General features: G+C 74.3%; 15 protein-coding genes. All 15 read left to right on the top strand.

Translation table 11 applies throughout. The features are described from left to right. The first annotated feature begins 111 nt into the window (after positions 1-111). The 15 genes from pyrR (at position 112) to ET471_RS14395 (ending at position 16,977) form a co-directional block, all read left to right on the top strand. The gene (gene pyrR, locus ET471_RS14465) at positions 112-699 is read left to right on the top strand and encodes a bifunctional pyr operon transcriptional regulator/uracil phosphoribosyltransferase PyrR (protein ID WP_129189453.1); all 588 of its coding nucleotides are present in this window, start codon (positions 112-114) and stop codon (positions 697-699) included. Continuing rightward, positions 696-1,685: an aspartate carbamoyltransferase catalytic subunit gene (locus tag ET471_RS14460; protein ID WP_129189451.1), complete on the top strand. Its 990-nt coding sequence runs from the start codon at positions 696-698 to the stop codon at positions 1,683-1,685. The genes pyrR and ET471_RS14460 overlap by 4 nt, the downstream gene beginning before the upstream one ends. After that, entirely contained in the window at positions 1,685-2,986 is a 1,302-nt protein-coding gene (locus ET471_RS14455) for a dihydroorotase (RefSeq protein WP_129189449.1), read from the top strand. Before ET471_RS14460 ends, ET471_RS14455 begins: the two co-directional genes overlap by 1 nt. Further along, positions 2,983-3,588: a PH-like domain-containing protein gene (locus ET471_RS14450; RefSeq protein WP_242496304.1), complete on the top strand. Its 606-nt coding sequence runs from the start codon at positions 2,983-2,985 to the stop codon at positions 3,586-3,588. Before ET471_RS14455 ends, ET471_RS14450 begins: the two co-directional genes overlap by 4 nt. Further along, entirely contained in the window at positions 3,585-4,820 is a 1,236-nt protein-coding gene (gene carA, locus ET471_RS14445; protein ID WP_129189447.1) for a glutamine-hydrolyzing carbamoyl-phosphate synthase small subunit, read from the top strand. The genes ET471_RS14450 and carA overlap by 4 nt, the downstream gene beginning before the upstream one ends. Next, the gene (gene carB / locus ET471_RS14440) at positions 4,820-8,200 is read left to right on the top strand and encodes a carbamoyl-phosphate synthase large subunit (RefSeq protein WP_129189445.1); all 3,381 of its coding nucleotides are present in this window, start codon (positions 4,820-4,822) and stop codon (positions 8,198-8,200) included. The genes carA and carB overlap by 1 nt, the downstream gene beginning before the upstream one ends. Beyond that, positions 8,193-9,041 (top strand): orotidine-5'-phosphate decarboxylase, encoded by an 849-nt coding sequence (pyrF, locus tag ET471_RS14435; RefSeq protein ID WP_207207276.1) that lies wholly within the window; start codon positions 8,193-8,195, stop codon positions 9,039-9,041. Before carB ends, pyrF begins: the two co-directional genes overlap by 8 nt. A gap of 104 nt (positions 9,042-9,145) precedes the next feature. Beyond that, positions 9,146-9,895 (top strand): DUF899 family protein, encoded by a 750-nt coding sequence (locus tag ET471_RS14430; protein WP_129189441.1) that lies wholly within the window; start codon positions 9,146-9,148, stop codon positions 9,893-9,895. Between the two features lie 109 nt (positions 9,896-10,004). Further along, positions 10,005-10,316, top strand: coding sequence for an integration host factor, actinobacterial type (gene mihF / locus ET471_RS14425; RefSeq protein ID WP_012878479.1), 312 nt, complete (start codon positions 10,005-10,007; stop codon positions 10,314-10,316). A gap of 25 nt (positions 10,317-10,341) precedes the next feature. Further along, the gene (gene gmk / locus ET471_RS14420) at positions 10,342-10,929 is read left to right on the top strand and encodes a guanylate kinase (protein ID WP_242496303.1); all 588 of its coding nucleotides are present in this window, start codon (positions 10,342-10,344) and stop codon (positions 10,927-10,929) included. 45 nt (positions 10,930-10,974) lie between these two features. Next, on the top strand, positions 10,975-11,271 hold the full coding sequence (rpoZ, locus tag ET471_RS14415) for a DNA-directed RNA polymerase subunit omega (RefSeq protein WP_129189439.1): 297 nt from the start codon (positions 10,975-10,977) through the stop codon (positions 11,269-11,271). A 14-nt stretch (positions 11,272-11,285) separates the two neighbouring features. Further along, the gene (coaBC, locus tag ET471_RS14410) at positions 11,286-12,497 is read left to right on the top strand and encodes a bifunctional phosphopantothenoylcysteine decarboxylase/phosphopantothenate--cysteine ligase CoaBC (protein ID WP_129189437.1); all 1,212 of its coding nucleotides are present in this window, start codon (positions 11,286-11,288) and stop codon (positions 12,495-12,497) included. 91 nt (positions 12,498-12,588) lie between these two features. Further along, the gene (gene metK / locus ET471_RS14405) at positions 12,589-13,788 is read left to right on the top strand and encodes a methionine adenosyltransferase (RefSeq protein ID WP_129189435.1); all 1,200 of its coding nucleotides are present in this window, start codon (positions 12,589-12,591) and stop codon (positions 13,786-13,788) included. 178 nt (positions 13,789-13,966) lie between these two features. Continuing rightward, positions 13,967-16,345: a primosomal protein N' gene (locus ET471_RS14400; protein ID WP_165350507.1), complete on the top strand. Its 2,379-nt coding sequence runs from the start codon at positions 13,967-13,969 to the stop codon at positions 16,343-16,345. Continuing rightward, a complete protein-coding gene (locus ET471_RS14395; RefSeq protein ID WP_129189433.1) occupies positions 16,342-16,977 on the top strand; it encodes an HAD family hydrolase in 636 nt (211 codons plus the stop codon). Before ET471_RS14400 ends, ET471_RS14395 begins: the two co-directional genes overlap by 4 nt. Positions 16,978-17,068 lie beyond the last annotated feature (91 nt).

Here is a 17,068-nt window from a genome sequence, read left to right as displayed (position 1 = left end):
CACACCGGAAAGGTGTGCGGGCGCTCGTGTCTGCTCCGATACCCTGGCTGCGCACGATCCCCCCGTACGACACCCTTTAACCCCGTCCTGTGAGGCGGAGAAGGAGGTCCGGTGAGCCTCGGCCTGCCATCAGACACGACCGTCCTCGGTGCCGAGGACGTCTCGCGGGCGCTGACCCGCATCGCCCACGAGGTCGTCGAGCGCTCCAAGGGAGCCGCCGACGTCGTCCTGCTGGGCATCCCCACCCGCGGCGTCCCGCTCGCGCACCGCCTCGCGGAGCGCCTCGCCGCCATCGACCCCGCGTTCGACCCGGCCGCCGCGCTGGGCGAGCTGGACGTGACGATGTACCGCGACGACCTGCACCGCAACCCCACCCGGGCCGTCGGCGTGACGCGCCTGCCCGCGGGCGGCATCGACGGCAAGACCGTCGTCCTGGTCGACGACGTCCTGTTCTCGGGCCGCACCATCCGGGCCGCGCTCGACGCCATCAGCGACCTGGGACGCCCGCGCGCGGTGCGCCTGGCGTGCCTCGTGGACCGTGGGCACCGCGAGCTGCCCATCCGGCCCGACTTCGTGGGCAAGAACCTGCCCACGTCGACGACCGAGCGCGTCCAGGTGCGGCTCGCCGAGATCGACGGCGTGGACGCCGTCGTCATCAGCGGCCGTGAGGCCACCGAGAACGTGGGGGAGGCGAAGTGAAGCACCTGCTCTCCGCCGCGGACCTGAGCGTCGACGAGGCGATCCTGCTGCTCGACACGGCCGCACAGATGGCGGCCACGCAGTCGCGCGAGATCAAGAAGCTCCCGACGCTGCGCGGGCGCACCGTGGTCAACCTGTTCTTCGAGGACTCCACGCGCACGCGCATCTCGTTCGAGACGGCGGCCAAGCGCCTGAGCGCGGACGTCATCAACTTCTCGGCCAAGGGCTCGAGCGTGTCCAAGGGCGAGTCGCTCAAGGACACCGCACTGACGCTGCACGCCATGGGCGCGGACGCCGTCGTCGTGCGGCACTGGGCGTCGGGCGCACCGCACCAGCTAGCCCACTCGGGCTGGCTCGGCAGCGTCGGCAACCCCGTCGCGGTGCTCAACGCGGGCGACGGCACGCACCAGCACCCCACGCAGTCGCTCCTGGACGCGTTCACGATCCGCCGCCACCTGGTGCCGGACGAGGGCGTCGGCCGCGACCTCAAGGGTCTCAAGGTCGCGATCGTCGGCGACGTGCTGCACTCGCGCGTCGCGCGCTCCAACGTCAACCTGCTGCGCACGCTGGGCGCCGAGGTCACGCTCGTGTCCCCGCCGACGCTGCTGCCCGTGGGCGTCGAGAGCTGGCCGTGCGCGACGTCGTACAGCCTCGACGACACGCTGCGGGACTGGCAGCCCGACGCCGTCATGATGCTGCGCGTGCAGCGCGAGCGGATGTCGGGCGGGGCGGGCGGGTTCTTCCCGAGCCCGCTCGAGTACACCCGCCGCTACGGGCTCGACCAGCGTCGTCTCGCGATGCTGCCCGAGCACGCCATCGTCATGCACCCCGGCCCGATGAACCGCGGGCTGGAGATCTCCGCGCAGGCCGCCGACTCGCCCCGCTCCGTGATCGTCGAGCAGGTCGCGAACGGTGTCGCCGTGCGCATGGCCGCCCTGTACCTGCTGCTCGCCGGGGGCTCCTCGGCCGAAGGGACCTCGATCTGATGCCCGCGTACGTGCTCAAGAACGTCCGTCCGCTCGGTGGCGACGCCACCGACGTCGTCCTCGCCGACGGCGTGATCGCCGCGGTCGGTGCCGACGCGCCGGCCCCCGAGGGCGCCGTCGTCCTCGACGCCACCGGCCACGTGCTGCTGCCGGGCCTGGTGGACCTGCACACGCACCTGCGCGAGCCGGGCCGCGAGGACGCCGAGACCGTCGAGTCCGGTACCCGCGCGGCCGCCGCGGGCGGCTTCACGGCCGTCCACGCCATGGCGAACACGTCGCCCGTCGCCGACACCGCCGGCGTCGTCGAGCAGGTCTGGCGCCTGGGCCAGGAGGCCGGCTGGGTCGACGTGCACCCCGTGGGCGCCGTGACCGTGGGCCTCGCGGGGGACCACCTCGCCGAGCTCGGCGCGATGGCCGACTCCAAGGCGCGCGTGCGCGTCTTCTCCGACGACGGCAAGTGCGTCCACGACCCGGTGCTCATGCGCCGCGCGCTGGAGTACGTCAAGGCGTTCGACGGCGTCGTCGCCCAGCACGCGCAGGAGCCGCGCCTGACCGAGGGCGCCCAGATGCACGAGGGCGTCGTCTCCGCCGAGATCGGCCTGGCCGGCTGGCCGGCCGTCGCCGAGGAGGCGATCATCGCCCGCGACGTGCTGCTGGCCGAGCACGTCGGCTCGCGCCTGCACGTGTGCCACCTGTCCACGCGCGGCTCGGTCGAGATCGTGCGCTGGGCCAAGGCGCGCGGCATCGCCGTGACCGCCGAGGTCACGCCGCACCACCTCGCGCTGACCGACGAGCTCGCCCGCGGGTACGACCCGACGTTCAAGGTCAACCCGCCGCTGCGCACGGCCGACGACGTCGAGGCGGTCCGCGAGGGCCTCGCCGACGGCACGATCGACATCGTCGCGACCGACCACGCCCCGCACCCGGTCGAGGACAAGGACTGCGAGTGGGCGTCGGCCGCGTTCGGCATGACCGGCCTGGAGACGGCCTTGTCGGTCGTCCAGGAGGCCATGGTCGACACGGGCCGCCTCACGTGGGCCGACGTCGCCCGCGTCCTGTCCACGAACCCGGCCCGTATCGGCCGCGTCGACGACCAGCACGGCCGGCCCATCGCCGTCGGCGAGCCCGCCAACCTCGTGCTGGTGGACCCCGCCGCGACGCGCGTCGTCGACGGCGCCGCACAGCAGACCGCCTCGGTCAACACGCCGTTCCGCGGGCGGACGCTGCCCGGCCGCGTCGTCGCCACGTTCCTGCGCGGCCGCGCGACCGTGCTCGACGGCACCCCGGTGGTGGCCGCGTGAACCTGCCCACCCCCGTCGCGATCGGCATCTGGGTCGTCATCGGCGTCCTGCTGCTCCTCGTGGTCCTCACGGGCCGCCGCAAGGTCGCGCAGCGCACCGGGCAGCTCGTCCCGACGCCGCCCGCCGCGCCGGCGGACCTCGCCGGGCTCGGGCCCGCCCGCCTCGGCCCGGTCGAGGCCACCTACGTCTCGACGACGCTCGCGGGCGACTGGCTCGCCCGCGTCGGCGCGCACGGCCTGGGCGACCGCGCGGCCGCCCGCGTGACCGTGCACGACGGCGGCGTGCTCGTCGAGCGCACCGGCGCCACCACCGTGTTCCTGCCCACCAGCGCCCTGCGTAGCGCCGGGCTCGCCCCCGGCATGGCGGGCAAGTACGTCGGGGCCGACGGCCTCGTCGTGCTCACCTGGCTCGCCCCGTCCGACGGGCGCGTCCGCGCGCTGCAGCTCGACACCGGGCTGCGCACCCGCTACCCCGAAGACCGTTCCCGCATCGTCGACGCCGTGCGACACCTGATCGCCACGTCGTCCATCGCCGAACCGCCCGCCGCCGAACCGCCCACCGCCGAATCGCCCACCGCCGAATCGCCCAAGGAGAACCTGTGACCGTGACCGACAAGGCAGCGCTCGTGCTGGAGGACGGGACCGTCGTCCGCGGCCGTGCCTACGGCGCCCGCGGCACCACGCTGGGTGAGATCGTCTTCGCCACCGGAATGACCGGCTACCAGGAGACGCTGACCGACCCGTCGTTCCACCGCCAGATCGTCGTCATGACCGCCCCGCACATCGGCAACACCGGCGTGAACGGCGAGGACACCGAGTCCGAGCGCATCTGGGTGGCCGGCTGGGTGGTCCGCGACCCCGCCCGCCGCGTGTCGAACTGGCGCGCGAACCGCTCGCTCGACGCGGACCTCGAGGCGCAGGGCGTCGTCGGCATCTCCGACGTCGACACCCGCTTCTTGACCCGCCACCTGCGTGAGCGCGGCGTCATGCGCGCCGGCATCTTCTCCGGCGCGGACCTGCTCGACGCGGCCGGCCACGCCGTGCCCGTCGACGAGCTCGTGGCCCGCGTCCAGGCCGCCCCGCTCATGGCCGGCGCCGACCTGGCCCGCGAGGTCACCACCGACCAGCCCTACACGGTGGAGCCCGCCGGGGAGTTCGCCGGCAAGGAGCCCGTCGCCACCGTCGTCGGGCTCGACCTGGGCATCAAGTCCATGACGCCCGAGCGGCTCGCCGAGCGCGGCGTGCGCATGCACGTCGTCCCGCAGTCGTACACGTTCGAGCAGATCGCGGCGCTCCTGCCCGCCGACGGCGCCCGCGGCGTGTTCTTCTCCAACGGCCCCGGCGACCCCGGCGCCGCGACCCACGAGGTCGAGGTGCTGCGCCAGGTGCTCGACGCCCGCATCCCGTTCTTCGGCATCTGCTTCGGCAACCAGCTCTTCGGCCGCGCCCTCGGGTACGGCACGTACAAGCTCGGCTACGGCCACCGCGGCATCAACCAGCCCGTGCTCGACCGCACGACCGGCAAGGTCGAGGTCACCGCGCACAACCACGGCTTCGCCGTCGACGCCCCGCTCGACACGATCAGCGACGCGCCGCACAAGAGCGAGTACGGGCGCGTGATCGTGTCCCACGTCGGCCTCAACGACCAGGTCGTCGAGGGCCTCACCGCGCTCGACATCCCCGCCTTCTCGGTGCAGTACCACCCCGAGGCCGCGGCCGGCCCGCACGACTCGGCCTACCTGTTCGACCGCTTCGTCGAGCTCATGCAGACTTCCGCGCCCGTGAACGTCCCGACGTCGGCACTGGCCGACCTCGGTCAGAAGGAGAACGCCTGATGCCCCGCCGTACCGACATCTCGTCCGTCCTCGTCATCGGCTCGGGCCCGATCGTCATCGGGCAGGCCTGCGAGTTCGACTACTCCGGCACCCAGGCGTGCCGCGTGCTCAAGGAGGAGGGCCTGCGGGTCATCCTCGTGAACTCCAACCCGGCCACGATCATGACCGACCCGGAGTTCGCCGACGCCACCTACGTCGAGCCGATCACGACCGAGGTGCTGACGAGCATCATCGCCAAGGAGCGCCCCGACGCCCTCCTGCCGACGCTCGGCGGCCAGACCGCGCTTAACGCGGCCATCGCCCTCGACGAGGCCGGCGTCCTGGCCAAGTACGACGTCGAGCTCATCGGCGCCAACATCCCCGCCATCCAGAAGGGCGAGGACCGCGAGCTCTTCCGCGAGGTCGTCGCCCAGTGCGGCGGCGAGTCGGCCCGCTCGCACATCATCCACACGGTCGAGGCGGCCGTCGAGGCGGCCGACGACCTCGGCTACCCGATGGTCGTGCGCCCGTCGTTCACCATGGGCGGCCTCGGCTCGGGCATCGCGTACGACGAGACCGACCTGCGCCGCATCGTCGGTCAGGGCCTGCACTACTCGCCGACCACCGAGGTGCTCCTGGAGGAGTCGATCCTCGGCTGGAAGGAGTACGAGCTCGAGCTCATGCGCGACAAGCACGACAACGTCGTGGTCGTCTGCTCCATCGAGAACGTCGACCCCGTCGGCGTTCACACGGGCGACTCCGTCACCGTCGCCCCGGCGCTCACCCTGACCGACCGCGAGTACCAGAAGCTGCGCGACATCGGCATCGCCGTCATCCGCGAGGTCGGCGTCGACACGGGCGGCTGCAACATCCAGTTCGCGATCGACCCGACCAACGGCCGCGTCATCGTCATCGAGATGAACCCACGCGTCTCGCGCTCCTCTGCGCTCGCCTCGAAGGCCACCGGCTTCCCGATCGCCAAGATCGCCGCGAAGCTCGCCGTCGGCTACACGCTCGACGAGATCCCGAACGACATCACGAAGGTCACGCCCGCGTCGTTCGAGCCGACGCTCGACTACATCGTCGTCAAGGTGCCGCGCTTCGCGTTCGAGAAGTTCCCGGCCGCCGACGACACGCTGACCACCACCATGAAGTCGGTGGGCGAGGCGATGGCGCTGGGCCGCAACTTCACCGAGGCGCTCGGCAAGGCGCTGCGCTCCATCGACAAGGCGGGCGTGCAGTTCCACTGGGACGGCACCCCGGTCGCCGGCGCGGACCTGGAGCGGCTCCTCGAGGACATCAAGCGCCCCACCGAGTTCCGCATGGTCGGCGTGCAGCAGGCGCTGCGCGCGGGCGCCACGATCGAGCAGGTCTTCGAGGCCACCAAGATCGACCCGTGGTTCCTCGACCAGATCTCGCTCATGAACGAGATCGCCGACGACGTCGCCGCGTCGCCGACGCTCACCGAGGACGTGCTGCGCGAGGCGAAGCGGCACGGCCTGTCGGACCGCCAGATCGCTGCCCTGCGCGGCATGGGCTCGACGGGCGAGCAGTCGGTCCGCGAGATCCGCCACGCCCTGGGCGTGCGCCCCGTCTTCAAGACGGTCGACACGTGCGCCGCCGAGTTCAAGGCCACGACGCCGTACCACTACTCGTCCTACGACCAGGAGACCGAGGTCGCCCCGCGCGAGCGCGAGGCCGTCATCATCCTGGGCTCGGGCCCGAACCGCATCGGCCAGGGCATCGAGTTCGACTACTCGTGCGTCCACGCGACCCTGACGCTCGCCGAGCAGTACGAGACGGTCATGGTCAACTGCAACCCGGAGACGGTCTCGACGGACTACGACACGTCCGACCGCCTCTACTTCGAGCCGCTGACCTTCGAGGACGTCCTGGAGGTCTACCAGGCTGAGCTCGCCGCAGGCCCGGTCAAGGGCATCATCGTGCAGCTCGGCGGCCAGACGCCGCTGTCGCTCGCGCAGCGTCTCGCCGACGCCGGCCTGCCCGTCCTCGGCACCACCCCGGAGGCGATCGACGCCGCCGAGGACCGCGGCCTGTTCGGTCAGGTGCTGGTCGACGCGGGCCTGCCGGCCCCCGCGTTCGGCACCGCCCGCACGCTGGGCCAGGCCGTCGAGGTCGCCGAGGGCATCGGCTACCCGGTGCTCGTGCGCCCCTCGTACGTGCTCGGCGGCCGCGGCATGGAGATCGTGTACTCGCGCGAGCAGCTCACCACGTACGTCGAGCGCGCGATCGCGTCGGCCTCCGAGACGGCCGCCGCCTCCGGCAACGTGCTCTCGGCGCCGCTGCTCATCGACCGCTTCCTCGACAACGGCATCGAGATCGACGTCGACGCCCTGTACGACGGCGAGGAGCTGTTCCTCGGCGGCGTCATGGAGCACATCGAGGAGGCCGGCATCCACTCGGGCGACTCGGCCTGCGTGCTGCCGCCGGTGTCGCTGAGCGAGCACGAGATCGAGCGCATCCGCCGCTCGACCGAGGCCATCGCCAAGGGCGTCGGCGTGCGCGGCCTGCTCAACGTGCAGTACGCGCTGGTCAGCGACGTGCTGTACGTGCTGGAGGCCAACCCGCGCGCCTCGCGCACCGTGCCGTTCGTCTCGAAGGCCACGGGCGTGAGCCTCGCCAAGGCCGCGGCGCGCGTCATGGTCGGCTCGACCATCGCCGACCTCCGCGCCGAGGGCATGCTGCCCCCGGCGGGCGACGGCGGCACCCTCGACCTCGACGCGCCCATCGCCGTCAAGGAGGCCGTGCTGCCGTTCAAGCGGTTCCGCACCGCCGAGGGCCTGGTCGTGGACACCGTCCTCGGCCCGGAGATGCGCTCGACCGGCGAGGTCATGGGCTTCGACGCCGACTTCCCCCGCGCGTTCGCCAAGTCGCAGGCCGCGGCCTACGGCGGCCTGCCGACGTCGGGCAAGGTCTTCGTGTCGGTGGCCGACCGCGACAAGCGCGCGATCGTGTTCCCCATCAAGAGGCTCACCGACCTGGGCTTCGAGGTGCTCGCCACCGCGGGCACCAAGCAGGTGCTGTCCCGCAACGGCATCCCGGCGACCGTGGTGCGCAAGCACTCCGAGGGGACCGGCCCGCACGGCGAGCCGACGATCGTCGAGCTCATCACGGCCGGCGGCGTCGACCTGGTGATCAACTCCCCGTCCGGCCAGGCCGGGGTGCGCGCCGACGGCTACGAGATCCGCGCCGCCACGACCGCCGCGGACAAGCCGATCGTCACCACCATCGACGAGCTCGGCGCCGTCGTGCAGGCGATCGAGGCGATCATCGCCGGGCCGTTCGACGTCGCGTCGCTCCAGGAGCACACCGCCGAGGGCCGAGCGCGCCGCGCGCTCGCCCGTGGCGCCGCGGCCCGCGAGGAGGTCGCCCGTGGCTGAGCCCTTCGGCGCGCGCCTGAGCGCCGCCATGGACGACCTGGGCCCGCTGTGCGTCGGCATCGACCCGCACGCCTCGCTGCTCGCGGCGTGGGGGCTGGCCGACGACGTCGCCGGGCTGCGGGAGTTCTCGCTGCGGGTCGTCGACGCCGTCGGCGGCCGGGTCGCGGCGTTCAAGCCGCAGGCAGCGTTCTACGAGCGGCACGGCTCGGCCGGCGTCGCCGTGCTGGAGGAGACCGTCGCGGCCTCCCGCGCCGCCGGGACGCTGTGCATCGTCGACGCGAAGCGCGGCGACATCGGCTCGACCATGGGCGCCTACGCGGAGGCGTTCCTGCGCGACGGCTCGCCGCTGGCGGGCGACGCGCTGACCGTCTCGCCCTACCTGGGCTTCGGCTCGCTCGCCCCGGCGGCCGAGCTCGCGGCGCAGACCGGTCGCGGCCTGTTCGTGCTGTGCCTGACCTCCAACAAGGAGGGCCACGAGGTCCAGCACGCGCGGACCGCCGACGGCATCACGCTCGCCGCGTCCGTCGCCGCGCAGGCCGCGGTGCTCAACGCGGGCGCGACCCCGATGGGATCGGTCGGCCTCGTGGTCGGCGCGACGATCGGCGACGCCGTGGCGGCCACGGGCACCGACCTCGAGGCCGTCAACGGACCGCTCCTGGCCCCCGGCGTGGGCGCCCAGGGCGCAGGCGCCGCGGAGCTCGCGACCGTGTTCGGCGGTGCGCGCCGCCAGGTGCTGGCGTCGTCGTCGCGCGGCGTGCTCCAGGCGGGCCCGGACGCCGCGGCGCTGCGTGCGGCGGCCGAGACCGCGGCCGCAGAGGCTCGGGCCGCCCTGCGCGGCTGAGGACCGCCCTGCGGGGCCGACAACAGCGTGGGGCGGGACCGGGGTCGGCCCCGCCCCACGTCGCCGGGGCGATGAGTCGCGCGCGCCGGCGTCGTCGGACGGGCATGACCGACACCACCCCGACCCCGCCCGTCGTCGACCGCGTCGCCTGGGACGCCGCCTACGAGGACCTGCTGACCCTGGAGAAGGCCCACACGCACGCCGGCGACGAGCTCGCCGCCCGGCGCCGCCGCATGCCGATGATGGAGCTGCCCGTCGTCGACGTCGTCGGGCCGGACGGCCCCGTGAGCCTGCTCGACCTGTTCGACGGGCGCGACCAGCTCCTGGTCTACAAGCACATGGCCCACGTGGGCCGGCCGATCGAGGACCAGTGCGAGGGCTGCACCCTCAGCGTCTACGCGATGCACGAGCCGTCCTACCTCCACGCGCGCGGCATCTCGTTCGCGGTGCTCTTCGAGGGGCCGTGGGACCTCGCGCGCGAGCTGCGCGACTTCATGGGCTACACCGTGCCCTGGTACTCGGCCGCCGACGTCGAGGACCCGACGCTCGGCACGGAGTTCGGCGAGTGGCTGTGGCTGCTGCGCCGCGACGACCGCGTCTACCTCACGTACCGGGTCACGGGGCGCGGCACCGAGGCGATGATGACGTCGCTGCAGCTCATCGACCGCAGCGTGTACGGCCGCGGCGAGCGCTGGGAGGACTCGCCCGCCGGGTGGCCGCAGCCGTTCGGGCCGAGCGGGTTCTGGCGGGTCGACGGCCGCCCGACGCCGCAGTGGACGCGCCCGGGAGCGACGCCCGTGGACCCGCACGCCGGGCACCACCACCACGGAACGGCGGCTCTCGGCCCCTCGTGAGGGCGACGGCGCGCGCCACCGTGCGCGCCCCGATTGCCGCAGGCGCAGGTCACGGTTAGTTTCGACGGAGCAGTACCGCCCCATCGGCTCGACTGAGTAGGTGACTTGCGTGGCCCTTCCTCCTCTTACCCCGGAGCAGCGTGCGGCGGCCCTTGAGAAGGCCGCCGAGGCGCGTCGCGTGCGCGCGGAGATCAAGAACCGGCTGAAGTACTCCCAGGGCTCCCTCAAGGAGGTCATCGAGCAGGGCCAGACGGACGACGTCGTGGGCAAGCTCAAGGTGGTCGCCCTGCTCGAGTCCCTCCCCGGCGTCGGTAAGGTGAAGGCCAAGGCGATCATGGAAGAGGTCGGGATCGCCGAGACCCGCCGCGTCCGTGGCCTGGGACCCCACCAGGCCGCGGCGCTCATCGAGAGGTTTGGCTGAGATTTCCGCGTCGCCTGCCGGCACTGTGCCCGGACCCGCCCGTCTGACCGTCCTCGCCGGGCCCACGGCCGTCGGCAAGGGCACCGTCTCCGCCGACGTCCGTGACCGGTACCCCGAGGTGTGGCTGTCCGTGTCGGCGACGACGCGTGCGCCGCGCCCCGGCGAGGTCGACGGCGTGCACTACCTGTTCGTGTCCCCCGAGGAGTTCGACCGCATGGTCGCCGAGGGCCAGATGCTCGAATGGGCGCTGGTGCACGGCCGCAACCGGTACGGCACGCCCCGTGGCCCCGTGGAGGAGCACCTGGCCGCGGGCGTGCCGACCCTGCTCGAGATCGACCTGCAGGGTGCCCGGCAGGTGCGCGAGTCCATGCCCGAGGCGCAGTTCGTGTTCCTCGCCCCGCCCAGCTGGGAGGAGCTCGAGCGCCGCCTGGTCGGGCGCGGCACCGAGGACGCGGAGGAGCGCGAACGGCGTCTGGCCACCGCGCGCGTCGAGCTGGCCGCGGAGGCGGAGTTCGACGTGACGATCGTCAACGACGAGGTCCGCCACGCCACCGATCGGCTCGTCTCCTTCATGGGCCTGGCCGTGGGAGGGAACGCGCAGGTCGGCAGGTAGACTGTCCGGCAGTCTCTGTCCTTCCTCCCTCCTGGAGCGTGAAACATGGCCGGAACCGTGGCCCAGCCCATCGGCATCACCGACCCGCCCATCGACGAGCTGCTCGCGAAGACCGACTCGAAGTACGGCCTGGTCCTCTACGCGGCCAAGCGCGCCCGCCAGATCAACGCCTACTACTCGCAGCTCAACGAGGGCCTGCTCGAGAACGTCGGCCCGCTCGTCGACGTCCGCGTGCAGGAGAAGCCGCTGTCCATCGCGATGCGCGAGATCAACCAGGGCCTGCTGACCTCGACCCCGGTCGAGGAGAGCGACGCCGCCGAGGGTGTCCCGGACGGCTTCTGAGCCTGGAGTCTCGGATGAGGATCCTGCTGGGCGTCAGCGGGGGCATCGCCGCGTACAAGGCGGTGCTCCTGCTGCGTCTGCTGCGCGAGGCCGGTCATGCGGTCCGCGTCATCCCGACGGCCGCGGCGTTGCGGTTCGTCGGGCCTCCCACGTGGGAGGCGCTGTCGGGGGAGCCCGTCAGCACCGACGTGTTCGACGACGTCGAGCACGTCCAGCACGTCGCGCTCGGCCAGGGCGCCGACCTGATCGTCGTGGCCCCGGCCACCGCCGACCTGCTCGCGCGGGCGGCCACGGGCCGCGCCGACGACCTGCTCACCTCGACGCTGCTCGCGGCGCGCTGCCCGGTGGTCATGGCGCCGGCCATGCACACCGAGATGTGGGACCACCCGGCGACGCGCGCGAACGTCGCCACCCTGCGCGCCCGCGGCGTGCACGTCGTCGAGCCGGCGTCGGGCCGGCTGACGGGCAAGGACTCCGGGCCGGGCCGCCTGCCCGAGCCCGAGGACATCGCCCGCGAGGCGCTCGCCGTGCTGGCCGCGGCGCAGGCGCCGCAGGACCTGGCGGGGCTGCGCGTCGTCGTCTCCGCCGGCGGGACGCGCGAGCCGCTCGACCCGGTGCGCTGGATCGGCAACCGCTCGACCGGGCGGCAGGGCGTCGCGCTGGCCGAGGCGGCCCGCGCGCGAGGGGCGCACGTGACTCTCGTCGCCGCGAACCTCGAGGCCGCCGGGTCGGAGACCTGCGCCGACGAGGTCGTCCGCGTCGAGTCGACGGTGCAGCTCCGCGACGCGGTGCGCGCTGCGGGCGCCGCGGCCGACGTCGTCGTCATGGCCGCCGCGGTGGCCGACTTCCGCCCGGCGGCGCCCACCGAGGCGAAGATCAAGAAGGTGCCGGGGCAGGGCCCCGCGCCCATCGAGCTCGTGGAGAACCCCGACATCCTCGCGGAGCTCGTGCGCGACCGGCTGCGGCCCGGTCAGGTCGTGGTCGGGTTCGCCGCCGAGACGGGCGACGCGAGCGGCGGCGTGCTGGACCACGGCCGCGCCAAGGCGCTGCGCAAGGGCGCCGACCTGCTCGCGGTCAACGCCGTCGGCGGCGGGCGCGGGTTCGGCACGCCCGACAACGAGGTGTGGGTGCTGGACGCCACAGGGGAGCAGGTCGCCCACGCGAACGGGACGAAACGCCAGGTCGCGGACGTCCTGTGGGACGCCGTCGCGAAGGTCCGCGGGTAGCGTCCCGTAAGTCGGACTTGTCCTGTCCAACTGATGGGATTTCGCTTCCATGGGGTGGGTCCGGGGCGATGTCTGACCCTAGGGTGTCGCCATGACCGATGCTCTGCGCCTGTTCACGTCCGAGTCCGTGACCGAAGGCCACCCGGACAAGGTGTGCGACCAGATCTCGGACGCCGTCCTGGACGCCATCCTCGAGCAGGACCCGCACGCACGCGTCGCCGTCGAGACGCTGGTGACCACGGGCCAGGTGCACCTCGCGGGCGAGGTCACCACGACCGCGTACGTCGAGATCCCGCAGATCGTGCGCGACGTCGTCAAGCGCATCGGCTACACGTCGTCGGCGGTCGGGTTCGACGGCAGCTCGTGCGGCGTGTCCGTGTCGATCGGCCAGCAGTCGCCCGACATCGCGCAGGGCGTCGACAAGTCCGCCGAGCAGCGCGACGACGCCGCCGACCACGACCCGCTCGACGCGCAGGGCGCCGGCGACCAGGGCCTGATGTTCGGCTACGCGTGCGACGACACCCCCGAGCTCATGCCGCTGCCCATCTGGCTGTCCCACCGGCTCGCGGAGCGGCTCGCGCAGGTGCGCCGCACGGGCGAGGTCGCCGGCCTGCGCCCGGACGGCAAGACCCAGGTCACCATCGCCTACGACGGCGACCGGCCAGTGCGCCTGGACGCCGTCGTCGTGTCCACGCAGCACGACGAGGACGTCCTCCAGGAGACCCTGGCCAAGGAGATCGCCGACAAGGTCGTCGCCCCGGTGCTCGAGAAGGTCACGCTCGATGCGAGCGACTACAAGCTCTACGTCAACCCGACGGGCAAGTTCGTCGTCGGCGGCCCGCAGGGCGACGCCGGCCTGACGGGCCGCAAGATCATCGTCGACACCTACGGCGGCATGGCCCGCCACGGGGGCGGTGCGTTCTCCGGCAAGGACCCGTCGAAGGTGGACCGGTCGGCCGCGTACGCCACGCGCTGGGTGGCCAAGAACGTCGTCGCCGCGGGTCTCGCCCGCCGCTGCGAGGTCCAGGTCGCCTACGCGATCGGGCGCGCCCACCCGGTGGGCCTGTACGTCGAGACCTTCGGCACCGAGACCGTGCCGGTCGAGCGCATCACGGCCGCCATCGAGCAGGTGTTCGACCTGCGCCCGGCGGCGATCATCGCCGACCTCGACCTGCTGCGGCCGATCTACGCGCGCACCGCGGCGTACGGGCACTTCGGGCGCGAGCTGCCGCAGTTCTCGTGGGAGCGCACGGACCGGGTCGCCGCGCTGCAGGCTGCCGTCGCGTCCTGAGCCCTCCAGGGCTCCGGCTCGTCTCGGGACGGTCGGGGTCGGACCGTCTCGTACCCCGGGCGCTGGCGCGTCGCGGGGTCGCTCCGCTCGGCCGGCTGCTGCGTGGACGGGGCCCGCCCCGAGACCTTCGTGCGTCGTCGGGGCACGTCGTGTCCGTGGGATGTGGTGAGGTTCCGTCATGAGGTTGTCCGACGACGTCGCCGCGGGTGGTGCGCGCGCGAGCGCGCCCGCCGCCGCTGCCGGCGCCGGGGCCAAGGGTGAGCAGGACGCCCTGCTCGCGCTGGACGACGTCGTGGCGCCCGCCCGGGCGCGGCGGCGCAGGACGCCCCTCGGGGCGCAGGAGATGGCGTCCGAGCTGCCCGTCGCGCGGGTGCTGCTGGACCTCCAGCCGGCGCACCTCGACCGGGAGTACGACTACCTCGTGCCGGCCGCGATGGCCGACGGGTGCGTCCCCGGCGCCCGGGTGCGGGCCCGGTTCGGGCCCCAGGAGGTCGACGGGTTCGTCGTCGCGCGGGTCGCGGCGTCGGACCACGACGGGCGGCTGGTGCCGCTCAAGCGGCTCGTGTCGGCCGAGCCGGTGCTGACGCCGGCCGTGCTGCGGCTGGTGCGCGCCGTCGCGGCCCGGTGGGCCGGGACCACGGCGGACGTGCTGCGGCTCGCCGTGCCGCCGCGGCACGCGCGCACCGAGAAGGAGCCGACCGAGAAGGAGCCGACCGAGAAGGAGCCGACCGAGAAGGAGTCGACCGAGGACGCGTCGACCGGGACGGCGCCCACCGGGGAGGAGGCGCCGAACGCCACCGTGCCCGACGCGGTCGTGCCGGACGACGACGACGCCACCATCGCCGCGGCGCCGTCCCGCGCCGCCGTCGCGGCGCCAGCGGACGTCGCCGTGCTCGGCCCCGCTCCGGACGCCTGGCGGGGCCTGTGGGGCGCGTACCGGGGCGGGGAGGCGTTCCTGGGGCACGTGGGCGCCGGCACCGCGCCCAAGGCCGTGTGGACACCCCTGCCGGGCCTCGCCCCGCCCGCGGAGGCCGGGGGAGTGCCGACCCTGCCGCACTGGGCCGCGGCCGTCGCGACCGCGGCCCGCGCGGCGGTCGGCGCGGGCCGCGGCGCGCTCGTCGTCGTGCCGGACGCCCGGGACGCGGGCCGGGTCGCCGCGGCCCTGGAGTCGGGCGGGGTGCCGGACGTCGTGCGGCTGCTCGCCGAGGACGGCGCGGCGCCGCGCTACCGGGCGTTCCTGACGGCCGCGCGCGGGCGGGCCCGTGTCGTCGTCGGGACGCGCGCCGCGATGTTCGCACCCGTGGCGCACCTCGGGCTGGTCGTGCTGTGGGGCGACGGCGAGGACACCCTGGCTGAGCCGCACGCCCCCTACCCGCACGCGCGGGACGTGCTCGCGCTGCGCAGCGACCTCGAGGGTGCGGCGTTCCTCCTCGGGTCGCCCGGGCGCACGGTCCAGGCGCAGGCGCTGCTCGCGGACGGCTGGGCCCGCGAGATCGCCGCGCCGCGCGACGTGCTGCGGGCGCGCGCCCCGCGCGTGCGGGCGCTGACGTCGGTCGAGCTGGCCTCCGAGGGCCCGGGCGCCGGCGCGCGCATCCCGACGGCGGCCTGGCGCGCCGCGCGCGACGGCCTGGGCGTCGGGCCCGTGCTCGTGCAGGTGCCGCGCACCGGGTACCTCCCCATCGTCGCCTGCGAACGGTGCCGCACGCCCGCCACGTGCGCGCAGTGCCACGGGCCGCTCGCCCTGAGCGGCCAGGCCGCGGCGCCGCAGTGCCGCTGGTGCGGGCGGCTCGCCGCCGGGTGGCGGTGCGGCGAGTGCGGGTCCGGCGCGCTGCGCGCCGTGCGCGTCGGCTCCGAGCGCACGGCCGAGGAGCTCGGCCGGGCGTTCCCCGGGGTGCCCGTGCGCGTGTCCGCCTCGACGGCGCCCGGCGGCATCCTCGACCGGGTGCCCGCCCGCCCCGCGCTCGTCGTCGCGACGCCCGGCGCGGAGCCCGTCGCCGACGGCGGGTACGTCACCGCCCTCCTGCTCGACGCCGCGGCCGCCTCCGCAGGCACCGGTCTCGACGCCGGGACGCGCGCACTGCACCGGTGGCTCGCCGCCGCCCACCTGGTGCGCCCGGCGGGTGCGGGCGGGCAGGTGCTGCTCGTCGGCGACGCCGCGCCCGGCCCCACGGGCGCGCTCGTGCGCTTCGACCCCGCCGGGTTCGCCGACCGCGAGCTGTCCGAACGGGCCCAGCTCGCCCTGCCGCCCGCCGTGCGGGTCGCGGCCGTCACCGGCGACCGCGCGGCCGTCGCCGCGCTCGTCGGCCGCGTCGCGCTCGCCGGGCCGGCCACGACGCTCGGCCCCGTCGAGGTCCCCTCCGAGCGCACCGGCCCGGGGGAGACGCCGGCGGGCGACGGCAGCCTCTTCGACGGCGCCCCCGTGCGCGTGCTGGTCCGCGTCCCCGCCGCCGACGGCGACGAGCTCGCCCGCCAGCTGCGCGCCTCGCTCGGCGTGCGCTCGGCCCACCGCGAACCCGGCGCCCTCCGGGTCCAGCTCGACCCCCAGGAGATGGTGTGACCGCGACCCCCGCCCCGATCGACACCGTCGTCTACGACGTCGGCAACGTGCTCGTCCACTGGGAGCCGCGCGGCGCGTTCGCCGCCCACGACCCGGCCGACGTCGACGCGTTCTTCGCCGACGTCGACTTCGCCGCGTTCAACCACCTGCAGGACGCCGGCCGGTCCCTCGACGACGGGCGCGCCGCGCTCGCGGCCGAGCACCCCCGCTGGGCGGGCATGCTCGACGCGTACCTCGACGGGTATCCGGGCAGCCTCACGCGCACCGTCGAGGGGGCCGCCGACCTCGTCGCCGAGCTCAAGTCCCTCGGGGTGCGCCTGTACGGGCTGACGAACTGGTGGGCCGAGACGTTCCACCACGCGCTCGCCGCCGCACCCGCGATCGGGCTCATGGACGACGTCGTCGTCTCCGGACGCGAGGGCATCGCCAAGCCCGACCCCGAGATCTTCCGCCGGCTCGCCCGGCGGTTCGACGTCGACCCCGCGCGGGCCGTCTTCGTGGACGACTCGCCGGTCAACGTCGCGGCCGCCGCAGGGGTCGGGTTCCACGCGGTGCGCTTCACCACCACCGCCGCGTTCCGTGGCGCGCTGCGCGACCTCGGCGTGCCGGTGCGGCCCGCGGGCGCGGCCTGAGTCGGCCGGAGAAGGCAGCGCCGGGGCTGGGACGACCGGCGGGGTGGCCCGGACCACGCCGACCGCGACCGAGGCGTGGGACGACCCGGCC

The organism is Xylanimonas protaetiae, assembly GCF_004135385.1.
Taxonomy (GTDB): domain Bacteria; phylum Actinomycetota; class Actinomycetes; order Actinomycetales; family Cellulomonadaceae; genus Xylanimonas; species Xylanimonas protaetiae.
Note: the sequence above shows the minus strand (reverse complement) of the source record. Positions and strands in the feature narration are given on the sequence as shown.

Bases quoted from the DNA above. Each gene is read 5' to 3' on its own strand.
- ET471_RS14455 (WP_129189449.1), top strand. From the start codon at position 1,685: ATGCCCGCGTACGTGCTCAAGAACGTCCGTCCGCTCGGTGGCGACGCC.
- carB (WP_129189445.1), top strand. From the start codon at position 4,820: ATGCCCCGCCGTACCGACATCTCGTCCGTCCTCGTCATCGGCTCGGGC.
- ET471_RS14430 (WP_129189441.1), top strand. From the start codon at position 9,146: ATGACCGACACCACCCCGACCCCGCCCGTCGTCGACCGCGTCGCCTGG.
- rpoZ (WP_129189439.1), top strand. From the start codon at position 10,975: ATGGCCGGAACCGTGGCCCAGCCCATCGGCATCACCGACCCGCCCATC.
- coaBC (WP_129189437.1), top strand. From the start codon at position 11,286: ATGAGGATCCTGCTGGGCGTCAGCGGGGGCATCGCCGCGTACAAGGCG.
- metK (WP_129189435.1), top strand. From the start codon at position 12,589: ATGACCGATGCTCTGCGCCTGTTCACGTCCGAGTCCGTGACCGAAGGC.
- ET471_RS14400 (WP_165350507.1), top strand. From the start codon at position 13,967: ATGAGGTTGTCCGACGACGTCGCCGCGGGTGGTGCGCGCGCGAGCGCG.